We start from the raw sequence: 16364 nt of genomic DNA on the forward strand, positions 1-16364 counted from the left end.
AGCGGGCTTGCTCGCGATTGCGGTGTGTCAGTCAACATTAATGTTGAATGTACAACCGCTTTCGCGAGCAAGCCCGCTCCCACAGTTTTATCGGTGTAACGGTTTAGTCGGTGGAGAGAACGCCACGACGAACCTGGTCACGCTCGATGGATTCGAACAGCGCCTTGAAGTTGCCTTCGCCGAAACCGTCGTCGCCCTTGCGCTGGATGAACTCGAAGAACACCGGCCCCATCAGGGTTTCCGAGAAGATCTGCAGCAGCAGACGCTTGTCGCCCGACTCGGACGATCCGTCCAGCAAAATACCCCGCGCTTGCAGTTCGCCCACCGGCTCGCCGTGGTTCGGCAAGCGGCCTTCGAGCATTTCGTAGTAGGTGTCCGGCGGCGCGGTCATGAAACGCATGCCGATACTTTTCAGGTGATCCCAGGTCTTGAGCAGGTCATCGGACAGGAAAGCGACGTGCTGGATGCCCTCGCCGTTGAACTGCATCAGGAACTCTTCGATCTGCCCGGCGCCCTTGGACGACTCTTCGTTCAGCGGGATGCGGATCATTCCATCGGGTGCGGTCATGGCCTTGGAGGTCAGGCCGGTGTATTCGCCCTTGATGTCGAAGTAGCGGATTTCGCGGAAGTTGAACAGCTTCTCGTAGAAGTTGGCCCAGTAGGCCATGCGACCGCGATACACGTTGTGGGTCAGGTGATCGATGATCTTCAGGCCGGCCCCGACCGGGTGGCGGTCAACGCCTTCGATGAACACGAAGTCGATGTCATAGATCGAGCTGCCTTCACCGAAACGGTCGATCAGGTACAGCGGCGCGCCGCCGATGCCTTTGATCGCCGGCAGGTTCAGCTCCATCGGGCCGGTTTCAATGTGAATCGGCTGGGCGCCGAGTTCCAGGGCACGCTTGTAGGCCTTCTGCGAATCCTTGACGCGAAACGCCATGCCGCACACCGACGGACCGTGCTCGGCCGCGAAGTACGAGGCCACGCTGTGGGGTTCGTTGTTGAGGATCAGGTTGATCGCGCCCTGGCGATACAGGTGCACGTCCTTGGAACGGTGGGTCGCCACCTTGGTGAAACCCATGATCTCGAAGATCGGCTCCAGGGTGTTCGGGGTCGGCGATGCAAGCTCGATGAATTCAAAGCCCATCAGGCCCATTGGGTTTTCGTATAAATCTGCCATGGTTGGCGCCTCATCATTTTTTATCAATTAACTAAGGTTAGTTGTAAGCAATGCTGAGACCGGTGGGTGGCGCACAGGAGATGCCCCGCACGCTGCGGGCGAGAAAATCACCGTAGATCAGTTGAAACCCGAATATCTTCATTGTCGACCCAAGGCTCTTGCGGGCGAGGCTTCTGCTGCCAGAAGACGATTATTATTGTATGCGTAAACCGATTCTACACAGCGTAAATCAGTTTGTCCGCCTTCTGTATCAAATCCCCTTTTTCCATGCTCGCGCAAGGGGTTTGTTGCAGAGGAAAATCCCCGCCAGAATCAGCCCGCCACCCAGGCACATGGCCAGCGTCAGCGGCTCATCCAGCAGCAGCGCGCCAAGGATCACTGCTGTCAACGGGTTCAAGGCAATGAACACCCCGGAACGCGTCGCGCCGATTTTACGGATGCCGTCGTAGTAGCCAATGTACGCCAGCGCCGACCCCAGCACACCCAGGTACAAAAGGCTCAACCATTGCGGCGCACCCAGGTGGGCAATCGCGGTGACACTCGCCTCGCCGCGGACAATGCAGGTCATCCAGAGCATGACGGTGCCCAGCAGAATCGACCAGGTCACCGTTTGCACCGGCCCCAGGGTCTGGTTCAGCTCTCTGGAGAACAGCGAGTAGACAGCCCAGCCGAGGACGCAGCCGAAAATCAGCAGATCACCGAGCCAGGCACCAGCACCGGCATCGACACCGCCGGCCAGTAATTGCGGGTTGCGACTGACGATCACCATGCTCGCGCCCGCCATGCAGATCGCAATACCGGCGACTTTCGCCCGGTTCAAACGCTCCTTGAACAGCAGCCAGGAGGCCATGCCGATCACCGCCGGATTCAGCGCCACAATCAAGGACGCCCGTGAAGCGTTGATGTATTGCAGGCCATAAAAGAAGCACAGGTTGTAAAAGAAGATCCCGAAAAAGCCAAGCAATAGCAATTGCCGCCATTGCCGGGCGCTGGGCCGGAGCAGCGGTATCCGCGCCACGCGTAAAAACAGCAGCAACGCCACGCTGGCCAGTAAAAACCGCAGGCTGGCCGCCAGCAGCGGGCTGAGACTGTCGGTCAGAAAGCGTCCGGCAACGAAGGTACCACCCCACACCATGGTGACCCCCGCCAGTTTCAGATACACCGGCAGATTCGATGGTCTTGACAGGGTTTGCTCGCAGATCGTCATAGATTCCAGGGCCGGATGTCGGAGAGATGACGTATCATTCGACTAATACTAAGTCATCGTAAAATGAGTAAACACTCATGACCCTCACTCAACTGGAGATTTTCTCCCTCGTGGCCGAACTCCGCGGCTTCACGGCAGCGGCCAATCGCCTGGGAATTTCCCAATCGGCGGTGTCCCATGCCTTGAAGTCCCTGGAGCTGGAGTTGGGTGTCGAACTGTTGCGCCGGCATCAATCCCAGGTCGAGTTGAGCGACATTGGCCAGCAGTTGTTGCTGCGCGCCCGAGCGATGCTGGGCCTGGCCAACACCCTGCGCCAGGAAGCGGCCGATGCAAGGGGCATGAAACGCGGCACATTGCGTATCGGCTCCTTCGGCCCGACTTCATCGATCAAATTGTTGCCGTTGATCCTGCAGCAGTACCGCGCCGCCCATCCCGGTATCGAGGTGCATATCGACGAAGGCCCCGACCGCCAGGTGCTGCAGTGGCTGGAAGAGCGACGGATCGACATCGGCTTTGTGGTGTTGCCCGAGGAGCGTTTCGACACGGTCGCGCTGATCGAAGACCAGATGGTCGCGCTACTGCCCGCTGGCCACCCGCTGGCGGGTCACAACAGCCTGAGCCTGAAGGATCTATGCGATTTTCCGTTTGTGCTGACCGAGGCCGGTTCTTCGGAGCTGGTTTCACGCCTGTTCACCACGGCCCAACTGACGCCCAACATCCGTTATCGCTGCTCGCAGTTGATCAGCACCCTGGATGTCGTCGCTCGAGGTGACGGGGTGACGGTGGTTGCCGAAGGTTCATTGCCCAATCAAATTGACAGCCGCTGTGTGAAAAAACAGCTGTCGCCGGCGGTGTTGCGCCAGGTTGGCCTGGCGGTACTCGATCGACGCCAGGCATCACCTGCGACGCTGGCCTTTATCAAACTGGCCGAAAGCCTTGACTTGCGTTGAGCGGCATAACCGTCAACGGCCAACTATCATGGCCCATACCCGAACTCTTCATGGGAGGCGTTTTTACCCTGCCATCAATTGAGAGCCTTACTTCTTCGTGACAGGACTCGCGAATGCCACTGAAAGCCAAAACCCGCAGTCGCAGCACAAAAGTTGCTGTCACTCTGATCAGTGGATTGCTCCCGGTGTTGCTGGGGGCCGCCATTCTTTACATGCAAGCGGGCCATGCGCTGAAGCAAAGCACCGAGCAAACCGCCGAAGAAGCGATTCGCCAGTTCGACTTGATGCTCGACAACACCGCCCAGGCCGCTCGCGAACTGCTGCCGCTGGCCGGTCAAAGTTGTGGTGACGTCAACTTGTCTCTGCGCGAGCAGGTCACTCGTCGCCCATTCGTGCGATCAACCAATCTGGCGTGGGACAACAACCTCTACTGCAGCTCGTTGTTCGGCGACTATCAGGAAAAGGTCAAGCCCGGTGACTACACCCAGGGCGCCTTATGGCTCATGAATGGTAATCCGGTGACGCCCGACACCGCCTTGCTGGTGTACCGCCTGAGCGAAGGCAAAAAAGGTGCGCTGGCGACCGTCGATGGTTATCACTTGAGCAATATTCTGCGCCTGATAGGCCGCAAGACCATGCTATTGCTGCAAGTTGGCCCGGACTGGATGTCCGCCGACGGCAAGGTACACAGGGACGCTGCACCCGAACTGCCCGTTGCGCAAAGTCGATTGACCTCCGGGCGCTATGCCTATGCGGTGCAAGCCGGCTTCCCCGAAGGCGAAACCTGGCGATACATGAGCAGCGAGTATCCACCGCTGTTCAGCTTGTTGATTTTCTTCGGTGTGATTGCCGGCTCAATTGGTCATGTCCTGCAAAAGCGCTCATCGGCACCCACTCAGGAAATGCAACGCGCACTGGAAGCCGCAGAGTTCATTCCGTATTTCCAGCCCGTAGTACATGGGGACAGCAAAAGCTGGTCCGGCGCTGAAGTGCTGATGCGCTGGAAACATCCGAAGGAAGGCCTGGTGCGTCCGGACCTGTTCATCCCGTTTGCCGAGCATTCGGGATTGATCGTGCCGATGACCCGCTCGCTGATGCGTCAAACCGCCGCCCTGCTCGCGCCGCAGTCCGCCAGATTCAACAAACCGTTTCACATCGGCATCAACATCACCGCCAGCCATTGCCAGGACCTGGAGCTGATCAAGGATTGTCGCGAGTTTCTCAATGCGTTCGAACCGGGCTCGATCTATCTGGTGCTGGAACTGACCGAGCGTGAACTGATCGAGCCCACGGCCATTACCCTGCAACTGTTCGGGCAACTTCGCGAACTGGGCGTGAAAATCGCCATCGACGACTTCGGCACGGGTCACTCAAGCCTTGGCTACCTGCGGCAGTTCAATGTCGATTTTCTGAAAATCGACCAGAGTTTTGTCGCCATGATCGGCGTCGACACACTCTCCAGCCACATCCTGGACAGCATCATCGAACTGGCGGTCAAGCTCGACCTTGCCCTGGTGGCCGAAGGTGTCGAAACCCGTGAGCAGAGCGATTACCTGAGCGTTCATCAGGTCAACTTCCTGCAAGGTTATCTGTTCGGCAAACCCATGCCGGGTGCTGAATTCATTAGTGCATTAAGCAACCATTAACTAACGGATTTAACCGACAAAAATAGCGATTACACGCACCAATTTGAATCAAAACACTACTGTCGTTACATGAAGAAAAAGCCAGGATTTACTCTTGGCCAATTAACTACTACAATTTTCCATGCCTGCGCTAAATTGGCAGGTGAGCCACTATCACCGAGTCGCTTCAAGGCTCTTGGCTTATAGCTTTGTTTGCGGTTGGTATCAGCCAAACACACTATTGGAGTAAAGATATTGTCCAGACTCGCTGAATTCCGTGCAGCCGAAAAGGCCCTTCAAGAACAGCTCAAGCAGTTGGAATCCTTGAAGAACGATGCCGGGCTCAAGAAAGAAATCGAATTCGAAGAAAAGCTCCAGGGTTTGATGAAAACCTATGGCAAGAGCCTGCGCGATATCATCGCCATTCTCGATCCGAACCCGGCAAAATCCGGCCTGCAGCAGGCAATCGCACCTAAAACCCGTCGTGCTCGTGTGGTCAAGGTTTATCAGAACCCGCACACCGGCGAGCTGATTGAAACCAAGGGCGGCAACCACCGCGGCCTGAAAGCCTGGAAAGAACAGTACGGTGCAGCCACCGTTGATTCCTGGCTGCGCGGCTAACTCTCGCAGCGACAAAAAAGCCCTGCTCATGCAGGGCTTTTTCATGGGCTATCTAAATGCCGGAGGGTGGGCACCGGACAATTACCTAACAGCCAACAACTTTGTGCTTAATCCATTTGGGTATCTAAAATTTTCTTCATGCATCGAAAAAGCACTGTCGCTTACTAAAGTTTCAAGCTGTTACGGGCAGCGTCTATTTCCTCCTGGCTCGCCTTATAAGCCTCGGCCTGCCCTGCGTAGGAAAGAACATAGGCCTTATCGGCATCCACCGCGGCCACCAATGTTTGAGAAAGCACATGCCTGCCGTTTTGCGTGATGGTGCAGGTTGTTTCCAGCGCAGCCAAACGACTCAACGTAGTCGAATGTATTCGCGTGCAAACACTTTGGTACCCGCCCTGAAAGAAGTCTTTTTGTACTGACTTGCGCATCTCCAGCAATACGCCTTCAAGGTTTACCTGATGATCGCTTTGCACCTGACTCATGGTCAGCTCCATCACCAAGATCGGTGATCCATTCTGATCATTTTTCACCGCCCGCTGGCGGCTGACTCCCGGCGCCGATTCAGGCACGGCCTCAATCTGCCAGCCCTCCGGCCAGGTCACCACGGGCGCATCTGCACGAGCGGCGCCCACCACCGAAAGCACGCTTAGCAGGATGAACAGCAGTTTACGGAATCGAATCATTGCAATGGGCACTCAAGGATCAAGCCGTAAAGTCTGGGCCCAGGCCGGCTGTCAGGCAATAGCCGACTGTTTGGGTTTGGTGATGTCCGAACCCTTGCGTATCATTGTCGCCATTCGTTAGCCCACATATTTCCCGGAGGGCCCATGAGCCTGCACGAATTGAACACCTTCCCCGGCGTCACCGCCCAACCGGACGCCGCTACACAGAAATTTGTCTTCAACCACACCATGCTGCGGGTCAAGGACATCACCAGGTCCCTGGACTTCTACACACGCATCCTGGGTTTTACCCTGGTGGAAAAACGCGATTTCCCGGAAGCCGAGTTCAGCCTGTATTTCCTGGCGCTGGTGGACAAAAACCAGATCCCGGCCGATGCCGCCGCGCGCACCGAGTGGATGAAATCGATCCCCGGCATTCTGGAACTGACCCACAACCACGGCACCGAGAACGATGCGGATTTCGCCTACCACAATGGCAACACCGACCCGCGCGGTTTCGGCCACATCTGCATCTCGGTGCCGGATATCGTCGCCGCTTGCGAGCGCTTTGAAGCACTGGGCTGCGATTTCCAGAAACGCTTGAGCGACGGCCGCATGAAGAGCCTGGCATTCATCAAGGACCCGGACGCCTACTGGGTCGAAATCATCCAGCCAGCTCCACTTTAAGCCACACCGCAAATCCCCTTGTGGGAGCGGGCTTGCTCGCGATAACCCGGAGAACGCCGCGGGGCATCTACTAACCCGCGTTATCGTTGACGACCATCGCGAGCGAGCTCGCTCCTACAGGGTTTGTGTTTTCAGCGCCGGCGGCCAATGCCCCCCTGTAGGAGCGAGCTTGCTCGCGATAACCCGGAGAACACCGCGGGACATCTGCCAACCAGCGTTATCGCTGACGACCATCGCGAGCGAGCTCGCTCCTACAGGGTTTTGTGTTTTCAGCGCCGGGTTTTATGCCGGGGCGGACGTGCGGATCAAGTGATCGAAGGCACTGAGAGAAGCTTTGGCGCCCTCGCCCACCGCGATCACGATCTGCTTGTATGGCACAGTGGTCACGTCGCCGGCGGCGAACACACCCGGCACCGACGTTTCACCGCGAGCGTCAACGATGATCTCGCCACGCGGTGACAATTCGATCGTGCCCTTGAGCCAATCGGTGTTCGGCAGCAGACCGATCTGCACAAAGATCCCTTCCAGTTCCACGCTGCGCAATTCGTCGCTCTGACGATCCTTGTAGCGCAGGCCGTTGACCTTCTGACCGTCGCCGGTGACTTCAGTGGTTTGCGCACTGGTGATCACGGTGACGTTCTGCAAGCTGTGCAATTTGCGCTGCAATACCGCATCGGCACGCAACTGCACATCGAATTCCAGCAGCGTGACATGGGACACGATACCGGCCAGGTCGATGGCGGCCTCGACGCCGGAGTTACCGCCGCCAATCACCGCCACGCGCTTGCCCTTGAACAGTGGGCCGTCGCAATGCGGGCAGTACGCCACGCCTTTGTTACGGTATTGCTGCTCGCCCGGAACATTCATTTCACGCCACCGCGCACCGGTCGCCAGGATCACGGTTTTGGCCTTCAACGATGCACCGCTGGCAAAGTGAATCTGGTGCAGCTCGCCATTTTTGCCGGGCACCAGTTTGTCGGCACGTTGCAGGTTCATGATGTCCACGTCGTATTGCTTGACGTGCTCTTCCAAGGCCACGGCCAGTTTCGGCCCTTCAGTCTCCTGCACCGAGATAAAGTTCTCGATGGCCATGGTGTCCAGCACCTGCCCACCAAAACGCTCGGCCGCGACACCGGTGCGAATGCCCTTACGGGCAGCATAGATTGCCGCCGAAGCACCGGCCGGGCCACCGCCGACCACCAGCACATCAAAGGCTTGCCTGGCGCTGATTTTCTCGACCTGGCGTTCGATGCCACTGGTGTCGATTTTGGCGAGGATTTCTTCCAGGCCCATGCGGCCCTGGCCGAAATTTACGCCATTCAGATAAATGCTTGGCACGGCCATGATCTGGCGATCATCGACTTCGGCCTGGAACAGCGCGCCGTCGATGGCGACGTGGCGAATATTCGGGTTCAGCACCGCCATCAGGTTCAGGGCCTGGACCACGTCCGGGCAGTTCTGACACGACAGCGAGAAGTAAGTCTCGAAGTTGAACTCGCCTTTGAGCGAGCGAATCTGTTCGATCACCTCGACACTGGCTTTGGACGGGTGACCGCCGACTTGCAGCAAGGCCAGCACCAGCGAAGTGAATTCATGGCCCATGGGGATGCCGGCAAAACGCAGGCTGATGTCGGCTCCCGGGCGATTGATCGAGAACGATGGCTTGCGTGCATCATCACCGTTGTCGAGCAAAGTAATCTGGGTGGAAAGACCGGCAACGTCTTTCAACAGTTCGAGCATTTCCTGGGATTTCGCACCGTCGTCGAGGGAAGCAACGATCTCGATCGGCTGGGTGACCCGTTCCAGGTACGATTTCAACTGGGCTTTAAGATTGGCGTCCAACATACGGGCGATTTCCTTTTGCTGTTTCATATAAAGCAGGCATAAAAAAACGCCCGAGCGAATCTCGCCCGGGCGTTTTTATTGGGCGGTGCAGCTTACCGAACAGGTGCGGAGTTCCGCCCTGATGGAGCAATCACAGACTTAGATCTTGCCGACCAGGTCCAGGGACGGCGCCAGAGTGGCCTCGCCTTCTTTCCACTTGGCAGGGCAAACCTGGCCAGGGTGAGCAGCGACGTACTGGGCAGCCTTGATTTTGCGCAGCAGCTCGGAAGCGTCACGGCCTACACCGCCGTCGTTCAGTTCAACGATCTTGATCTGGCCTTCCGGGTTGATCACGAAGGTGCCACGGTCAGCCAGACCTGCTTCTTCGATCAGCACGTCGAAGTTGCGGGAGATGGCGTGGGTTGGGTCGCCGATCATGGTGTACTGGATTTTGCCGATGGCTGGCGAAGTGTTGTGCCAGGCAGCGTGGGCAAAGTGGGTGTCGGTGGAAACGCTGTAGATCTCGACGCCCAGTTTCTGGAATGCGTCGTAGTTGTCAGCCAGGTCTTCCAGCTCGGTCGGGCACACGAAGGTGAAGTCGGCCGGGTAGAAGAACACTACAGACCACTTGCCTTTCAGGTCAGCGTCCGAGACTTTTACGAAGTCGCCATGTTTGAATGCGTCAGCTTTGAACGGTTTAACTTGGCTGTTGATGATAGGCATCGTTGACTCTCCGTCAGGGGTTAAGAAGTTGATGGAGAGAACTTTACTCACTCGACGGACGGTTGGCTCATTGGCAAACCTCATGCTGCTGATTGGCTTTCGCTATTAGCCGACTGTATTAATAGAAGAAAACGGCATCCAGGATTTTTTGTAGCAGCTGGCGAAGCCTGCGTCCGGCCGCGCAGCGGTCGTGAAATCAGAACTCGCGGTGTGTCAGGCAGGCCATGCAAGCCGGGTTGACGACCGCTGCGCGGCCGAACGCAGGCTTCGCCAGCTGCTACGGATCGCATTGCAACGTGGTTGTGCGGGAGAAATCCATGGCGCCATGGGCCTTTCCTCGACACGCGATAGAAAACGCTCTTTGTAGCAGCTGGCGAAGCCTGCGTTCGGCCGCGCAGCGGTCGTGAAATCAGAACTCGCGGTGTGTCAGGCAGGCCATGCACGTCGGGTTGACGACCGCTGCGCGGCCGGACGCAGGCTTCGCCAGCTGCTACGGATCGCTTGGATCCAGGGTGATGTGAGTCATGCCGAGGAACGGACTGACTTCGATGTAACGCATGGCCGACTTCATGTCCTTCCAGCCCACATAACTCATCAGGGACTTCAGATCCCAGCCACTCTGATGCGCCCAGGTGGCAAAACCGCGACGCAAGGAGTGACTGGTGTAATGCTCGCCGGCAATCCCCGCGCGCGCCAACGCTTGGCGCAGTAGCGGAATCACACTGTTGGCGTGCAGTCCCTCCTCGCCCAGATGCCCCCAGCGGTCGATGCCACGGAACACCGGCCCGCGCACCAGTGCCGCCTCGGTGATCCAGTCGATATAAGCCTGTACCGGACACAAGCGTTGCAAGGCCGGCGTCTGATACGTCTTGCCGAGGTTATCGCGATCACTCTTGCTGCGCGGCAGATAGAGGCTGATGCCGAAACCGGCGCTGGCCTGCACATGCTCAACCTGAAGCCGACACAACTCATCACTGCGAAAGCCGCGCCAGAAGCCCAGCAGGATCAACGCCATGTCACGCCTGGCCCGCAGCAATCCCGGTCGGTCACCTTCGGCCCTGGCGGTTTGCACTTCCAGTTCCAGACAGCTGACCACCTGTTCCAGATGCTGAAGCTGCAAGGGTTCGGCTTGTTTTTCCTGGGCCGGGTGCAGCGCGCGGATGCCCTTGAACACCTTGCGCACCACCGGCGCCTTGGTGGGATCGGCAAAGCCCTGGCTGTTGTGCCACTGCGCCAATGCCGACAAACGCAGTTTCAGCGTATTGATCGACAACACGCCGGCATGGGCCACCAGATAGCGCGCCACGTTGTCGCCGGTTGCCGGCAGAAAACCGCCCCACGTGACTTCGAAGTGTTCGATGGCTGCCCGATAACTGCGACGGGTGTTGTCGCGAGTCGCAGCTTGCAGATAGCGATCCAGATCGCTCATAGGAAATGAACCTGTTTTGACTGACTGTAGGAGCGAGCTCGCTCCGGGCGGCGATCCGACGATGATCGTTAACGATGACGCTGGTTGGCAGGTGCCCCGCGGCGGTCTCGGGGTTATCGCGAGCAAGCTCGCTCCTACAAGGGTTTGTGTACGGAAATCGCGCGAGGAATACCTCGAAACTGCGATCACACGGGGTAATACCAGTATATCCCGTGTTAGTTGGATTCAGTATTTAACTTTACTCATTGAATGGTACAATGTGTATTTACGTGGTACATACCACATCGCAAAAACACAGGAGAACTCATGGCACGCGGCGGTGTAAATAAAGCGGTGGTGCAAGCCGCCCGGCTGGCGATCCTCGCCCGTGGCGAAAACCCCAGCATCGATGCCGTACGGATCGAGATGGGCAATACCGGCTCGAAAACCACGATTCATCGCTACCTCAAGGAACTCGATGACAGGAACGAATCGGTCGAAGCACCGGCGGAACCGATTGACGACGAACTGATGGCGCTGGTGTCGCGGCTCGCACAAAGACTCAAGGAACAAGCGCAAGAGCCCATCGACCAGGCCCGCGCGCAGTACGAGGAACAACGCAAGACGCTGGAAAAGCAGCTCAGCGAAGCGCAAGAGGCCAATAGCGAACTGCACCAGCAATACGAGTTTCAGAGCCTGGCGCTGACTCAGGAGTCCGAGGCCCTGCAAGAAACCCGCGCCATGTTGCAAACGGAGCAAACCCGCAACGCCGGGCTGAACCAGGCGCTGGCCGATTTCGAATTGCGCTTGAAAGACAAGGACGAGCAGATCCGCTCCCTTGAGGAAAAGCACCTGCACACTCGCGATGCGCTGGAGCACTACCGCAATGCGGTCAAGGAACAGCGCGAACAGGAAATAAGCCGCCACGAAGGCCAGGTGCAACAGCTACAGATGGAACTGCGCCAGGCTCAACAAAGCGCTCTGGTACGCCAGGATGAAATCACCCAATTGCACCGTGACAATGAACGCTTGTTGACTGAAAACCGCGGCACACTGCGCGAGCTGAGCCTGCTGCAAGAGCAGCTCAAGCAAAGCAACACCCGTCAGGATCAGTTGCTGGAACAGGCCACCCGCGTCGACGGCGAGCGCACCCTCCTCCAGGAACGCCTGCGCGTCGCCCTGCTGGAAAGTCAGGCACTCAAACAGAACGTCGATGAACAGTCGCAGATCAACAAGTCACTGGAAATTGATTTAGCCAAGACCCGGACGGATCTGGAAGAGCGCGTACGTCTGGCCGCGACCATTGCGGCAGCGGCAGACGCAGCGAAGGACGATTAACCGGCGACCGGCGTGCGCATGGTGACGAACTCTTCGGCGGCCGTCGGGTGCACGCCGATGGTTTCGTCGAAGTCGCGCTTGGTGGCGCCGGCCTTCAAGGCAATCGCCAGGCCCTGGACTATTTCACCGGCATCTGGGCCGACCATGTGACAGCCCAGCACCTTGTCAGTCCTGGCATCCACTACCAGCTTCATCAGCGTGCGCTCCTGACATTCAGTCAGGGTCAACTTCATCGGCCGGAAGCGGCTTTCGTAGATCACCACTTCGTGGCCGGCTTCGCGGGCCTCCTCTTCGGTCAAACCGACGGTACCAATGTTGGGCAGGCTGAACACCGCCGTCGGGATCATCTTGTAATCCACCGGACGATACTGCTCAGGCTTGAACAGGCGTCGCGCAACCGCCATGCCTTCAGCCAGGGCCACCGGTGTCAGTTGCACCCGACCGATCACATCGCCCAGTGCCAGGATCGACGGCTCGGCGGTCTGGTACTGCTCGTCCACTTCAACGAAGCCTTTCTTGTCGAGCTTGACCCCGGTGTTTTCCAGCCCGAGGTTATCCAGCATCGGGCGACGCCCCGTGGCGTAGAACACGCAATCGGCTTCCAGTTGGCGGCCGTCCTTGAGCGTGACTTTCAGGCTGCCATCGGCCTGCTTGTCGATGCGCTCGATATCCGCGTTGAATTGCAGGTCCATGCCGCGCTTGGTCAACTCTTCCTGCAAGTGTTTGCGCACGGAACCGTCAAAGCCGCGCAGGAACAATTCGCCGCGATACAGCAGCGTGGTCTCGGCGCCCAGACCGTGGAAAATCCCGGCGAACTCGACCGCAATGTAGCCACCGCCGACCACCAGCACACGCTTGGGCAACTCTTTGAGGAAGAACGCCTGGTTGGAACTGATCGCGTGCTCATGCCCCGCAATCTCCGGAATCTGCGGCCAGCCGCCGGTAGCGATCAGGATATTTTTGGCGGTATAGCGCTCGCCATTGATTTCGACCTGATGCGGATCGACGATCCTGGCGTGACCTTCATGCAAGGTCACGCCGCTGTTGACCAGCAGGTTGCGATAAATGCCATTGAGGCGATTGATCTCGCGGTCCTTGTTGGCGATCAGCGTCGCCCAGTCGAACTGCGTTTCATCCAGGCTCCAGCCAAAACCAGAAGCCTGCTCGAAGTCTTCGGCGAAGTGCGCACCGTAGACCAGCAATTTTTTCGGCACGCAGCCGACGTTCACACAGGTACCGCCCAGGTAGCGGCTCTCGGCCACGGCTACTTTCGCGCCAAACCCGGCGGCAAACCGCGCAGCCCGCACACCGCCGGAACCGGCACCAATCACATAAAGGTCAAAATCGTGGGCCATTTTCAATCTCCTCGGCAGGTGACCAGCATACCCGTAGACATTTGTGGGGCAAGCGCTGCAGACGATATGGGGCTGGAAAATGAAAAAGCCACCCGCAGGTGGCTTTTCAATACAAACAGGTCGCCAGCTATCAGTAAGCCTTGCCCGTCTTGTAGAAGTTCTCGAAGCAGAAGTTGGTCGCGTCGATGTAGCCTTCAGCTCCACCGCAATCGAAACGCTTGCCCTTGAACTTGTAGGCAATCACACAACCATCCTGCGCCTGTTTCATCAGGGCGTCAGTGATCTGGATTTCGCCACCTTTGCCTGGCTCGGTTTGTTCGATCAGGCTGAAGATGTCCGGAGTCATGATGTAACGACCGATGATCGCCAGGTTCGACGGGGCATCTTCCGGCTTTGGCTTCTCGACCATGTTGCGCACGCGGTACAGGTCGTCACCAATCAGGTCGCCGGCAATCACGCCGTACTTGCTGGTTTCTTGCGGGTCGACTTCCATGATCGCGACGATGGTGCAGCGATACTGCTTGTACAGCTTGACCATCTGCTTCAGTACGCCGTCACCTTCCAGGTTGACGCACAGGTCATCCGCCAACACCACGGCGAACGGCTCGTCGCCGATCAGCGGACGACCGGTCAGGATCGCATGACCCAGACCTTTCATTTCAGTCTGGCGAGTGTAGGAGAACGAGCACTCATCCAGCAGGCGGCGGATGCCGACCAGGTATTTCTCCTTGTCGGTGCCCTTGATCTGGTTTTCCAGCTCGTAGCTGATGTCGAAGTGGTCTTCCAGGGCGCGCTTGCCGCGACCGGTGACGATGGAGATTTCGTTCAAGCCGGCATCCAGTGCCTCTTCGACGCCGTACTGGATCAGTGGCTTGTTCACCACCGGCAGCATTTCTTTGGGCATGGCTTTAGTCGCTGGCAGGAAGCGAGTACCGTAACCGGCTGCTGGGAACAAGCATTTCTTGATCATATAAGTCCTTGTAAGGGCTGTGCGTGTACGAGTTTCGGCGCAGTCTAATCAGGCGGCGAGCACCTTACAATGCCCCGCTCTGGCTAACCGATGCCAACATAGAGAAATAATCTTGCCGATAGTTCCCTGCGGGAGTGCGCAGGTCACTGCGCAACCTCTTATACATAGCAGAGACTTGCGCAATTGCACGGTTTCGCTGAACCGAAGCGCCCCACCATACGCCCATCGGCACCCGTTGAGTGCGTTTGGCGGTATCATGGCGCGCTTGAACCAGACAACGAGGCAAACAGATGTCGGCAGTAAAAAGCGTCAACGGATTCCTGATCAATCAGGAAAAAGACGGTCAATGGTGGGTGGCCAGTGTCGCCGGTGAAAATATCGCCGGACCTTTCGCTTCCGAAGCCTTGGCAATCGAAGTGGCCTCGGTGCTGGAGCTTGAGCACCCGGAACCCAAGCGACGCGGCAAGGACAAAAACTGAGCGACGCCCGATGCGACAAGCCCTGCCATTGCGCAGGGCTTTTTTATGGTTCTTCACGCAATCCCGGGAAACTGTAGGAGCCAGCCTGCTGGCGATGGACTCAAGTGCGCCGCGTTCATCCAGTTCATACGCGTTATCGTTAACGACCATCGCCAGCAATCGAGCGTCGACCGGCTGCTCCTACAAGGGGCCGTGCCCATGCTTGAACCAGTGAAAGAACCTTTTTTATGAATAAATGCAAAGGCGTGGCCTTTGGCTATAACCTTTTGCCTGCGACGCTGTCTCAGCCTTAGCCCACCCCCCCCTGACGACGACCACGCCATGAAAAAATTTTTGCCTCTGATCGCAATACTGGCCCTGAGTGGCTGCGCAACGTCGAAAGAAACCTACCTGGGTAACGGAGAGCAAGGTCTTTCCATTGACTGCTCCGGGGAAGCCAATTCCTGGGCTGCGTGCTACGAAAAAGCCGATGCGTCCTGCGCAGGTACCGGCTACAGGATTGTCGGAACCGATGGCACACCCTCGCTCAGGGAGAGCGAAAAGACTCTCGGCGTCGACGTCGGCAACTACAAGAGCCGCAACGTCGTGGTGATCTGCAAGTAAGGCGCCGCGCCCTACATATGGATTTCGGCGAATTTGATGCCAAGCCCGCGCACGGTATCGATCAGATCATCCAGGCGACTGAAAGACTCGACTTCATCATTGTCATCCACCAGGAAATAGCTGCGCCCGGCGCTTTTTTTGAAAAACACGATCCATTCTCCCCGCTCCGCCGGATTCTGAATCACATGGGTGGCGCAGATTACCCCCTCTGCATGACGTTCCCGGACCTGCTCTCGCTTCATAGTCGACTCCAGAAATAACAATGCCGCCAAAGCAAGGCTTGGGCGGCATCGGTGCTGATTGTCGATAGTTTATCAGCCGGAAATGCACTCGTTGGCAGCATTCTGTACGTCCATTGGACGTACCGGGACATTGGACATGCTCTCATGCAGCTTGATGCTGCTGCCGCCCGAGCGTTCATCAATGTCGAATACGGCAGACGGGCCCGAGGAATACTTGAGTGGCACGATCACACGCAAACCATCCTTGTGCGGCTCGATCTGCAAGGCGCCACGGCTTTCGGCCAGCTTTTCGCTCAGACATTGCGCGTACTCATGGGGCTTCTTGCCAGAAATCACGTTCATCGTCGGCAGGGACTCGTTGATTTCCGAGACGTTCGCACAACCACTCACCGTCAATGCCATCGGCAACAACCACAAACCCCACTTCATACAAATCCTCCAATAAAGACCCTCGGACAGCGCAAGTGCGATTTTTCTCCGAGACAAACTG

17 protein-coding genes are annotated in these 16364 nt (G+C 57.6%); 7 read left to right on the plus strand and 10 right to left on the minus strand.

Going from position 1 to position 16364, the window contains the following annotated elements; genetic code table 11:
• Positions 1-103: 103 nt before the first annotated feature.
• Entirely contained in the window at positions 104-1180 is a 1077-nt protein-coding gene (gene hppD / locus ACEN8Z_RS17850; protein WP_007979060.1) for a 4-hydroxyphenylpyruvate dioxygenase, read from the minus strand.
• 250 nt (positions 1181-1430) lie between these two features.
• On the minus strand, positions 1431-2387 hold the full coding sequence (locus ACEN8Z_RS17855) for a DMT family transporter (RefSeq protein ID WP_495595101.1): 957 nt from the start codon (positions 2385-2387) through the stop codon (positions 1431-1433).
• 77 nt (positions 2388-2464) lie between these two features.
• Here ACEN8Z_RS17855 and ACEN8Z_RS17860 point away from each other — a divergent pair, with 77 nt between their 5' ends.
• The 3 genes from ACEN8Z_RS17860 (at position 2465) to ACEN8Z_RS17870 (ending at position 5583) form a co-directional block, all read left to right on the plus strand.
• Positions 2465-3337, plus strand: a complete 873-nt coding sequence (locus ACEN8Z_RS17860) for a LysR family transcriptional regulator (RefSeq protein ID WP_495595102.1) — start codon at positions 2465-2467, stop codon at positions 3335-3337.
• Between the two features lie 113 nt (positions 3338-3450).
• The gene (locus ACEN8Z_RS17865; protein WP_495595103.1) at positions 3451-4983 is read left to right on the plus strand and encodes an EAL domain-containing protein; all 1533 of its coding nucleotides are present in this window, start codon (positions 3451-3453) and stop codon (positions 4981-4983) included.
• A 234-nt stretch (positions 4984-5217) separates the two neighbouring features.
• Complete coding sequence (locus ACEN8Z_RS17870; protein WP_007997818.1) at positions 5218-5583, plus strand: histone-like nucleoid-structuring protein, MvaT/MvaU family; 366 nt, start codon at positions 5218-5220, stop codon at positions 5581-5583.
• A 164-nt stretch (positions 5584-5747) separates the two neighbouring features.
• Here ACEN8Z_RS17870 and ACEN8Z_RS17875 read toward each other — a convergent pair whose 3' ends face one another.
• Positions 5748-6266, minus strand: coding sequence for a DUF4946 domain-containing protein (locus ACEN8Z_RS17875; RefSeq protein WP_495595104.1), 519 nt, complete (start codon positions 6264-6266; stop codon positions 5748-5750).
• 144 nt (positions 6267-6410) lie between these two features.
• Here ACEN8Z_RS17875 and gloA point away from each other — a divergent pair, with 144 nt between their 5' ends.
• A complete protein-coding gene (gloA, locus tag ACEN8Z_RS17880; protein ID WP_007997820.1) occupies positions 6411-6932 on the plus strand; it encodes a lactoylglutathione lyase in 522 nt (173 codons plus the stop codon).
• Between the two features lie 282 nt (positions 6933-7214).
• On the opposite strand, the gene ahpF is transcribed toward gloA, so the two are convergent.
• The 3 genes from ahpF to ACEN8Z_RS17895 form a co-directional block, all read right to left on the minus strand.
• Positions 7215-8777 (minus strand): alkyl hydroperoxide reductase subunit F, encoded by a 1563-nt coding sequence (ahpF, locus tag ACEN8Z_RS17885; RefSeq protein ID WP_495595105.1) that lies wholly within the window; start codon positions 8775-8777, stop codon positions 7215-7217.
• Between the two features lie 138 nt (positions 8778-8915).
• A complete protein-coding gene (ahpC, locus tag ACEN8Z_RS17890) occupies positions 8916-9479 on the minus strand; it encodes an alkyl hydroperoxide reductase subunit C (RefSeq protein ID WP_495595106.1) in 564 nt (187 codons plus the stop codon).
• A gap of 490 nt (positions 9480-9969) precedes the next feature.
• Positions 9970-10908, minus strand: a complete 939-nt coding sequence (locus tag ACEN8Z_RS17895; protein ID WP_495595107.1) for a site-specific integrase — start codon at positions 10906-10908, stop codon at positions 9970-9972.
• 306 nt (positions 10909-11214) lie between these two features.
• Between ACEN8Z_RS17895 and ACEN8Z_RS17900 the strand changes: the two genes are divergently transcribed.
• A complete protein-coding gene (locus tag ACEN8Z_RS17900) occupies positions 11215-12225 on the plus strand; it encodes a DNA-binding protein (protein WP_495595108.1) in 1011 nt (336 codons plus the stop codon).
• On the opposite strand, the gene gorA is transcribed toward ACEN8Z_RS17900, so the two are convergent.
• Both gorA and galU read right to left on the minus strand, forming a co-directional pair.
• Positions 12222-13580 carry a glutathione-disulfide reductase gene (gene gorA, locus ACEN8Z_RS17905; protein ID WP_495595109.1) on the minus strand — a complete coding sequence of 453 codons (1359 nt, stop codon included), beginning with the start codon at positions 13578-13580 and terminating at the stop codon, positions 12222-12224. The two genes, ACEN8Z_RS17900 and gorA, sit on opposite strands and share 4 nt — an antisense overlap.
• 130 nt (positions 13581-13710) lie before the next feature.
• Positions 13711-14550 (minus strand): UTP--glucose-1-phosphate uridylyltransferase GalU, encoded by an 840-nt coding sequence (gene galU, locus ACEN8Z_RS17910; protein WP_007975949.1) that lies wholly within the window; start codon positions 14548-14550, stop codon positions 13711-13713.
• A gap of 290 nt (positions 14551-14840) precedes the next feature.
• Between galU and ACEN8Z_RS17915 the strand changes: the two genes are divergently transcribed.
• Positions 14841-15029: a hypothetical protein gene (locus tag ACEN8Z_RS17915; RefSeq protein WP_495595110.1), complete on the plus strand. Its 189-nt coding sequence runs from the start codon at positions 14841-14843 to the stop codon at positions 15027-15029.
• Between the two features lie 321 nt (positions 15030-15350).
• Positions 15351-15632, plus strand: coding sequence for a hypothetical protein (locus ACEN8Z_RS17920; RefSeq protein ID WP_007997829.1), 282 nt, complete (start codon positions 15351-15353; stop codon positions 15630-15632).
• Between the two features lie 11 nt (positions 15633-15643).
• On the opposite strand, the gene ACEN8Z_RS17925 is transcribed toward ACEN8Z_RS17920, so the two are convergent.
• On the minus strand, positions 15644-15874 hold the full coding sequence (locus ACEN8Z_RS17925) for a hypothetical protein (RefSeq protein WP_007997830.1): 231 nt from the start codon (positions 15872-15874) through the stop codon (positions 15644-15646).
• Positions 15875-15946: 72 nt separating this feature from the next.
• Positions 15947-16303, minus strand: coding sequence for a hypothetical protein (locus ACEN8Z_RS17930; protein WP_495595111.1), 357 nt, complete (start codon positions 16301-16303; stop codon positions 15947-15949).
• Positions 16304-16364 lie beyond the last annotated feature (61 nt).

Source organism: Pseudomonas sp. Pseusp10, from assembly GCF_059492225.1.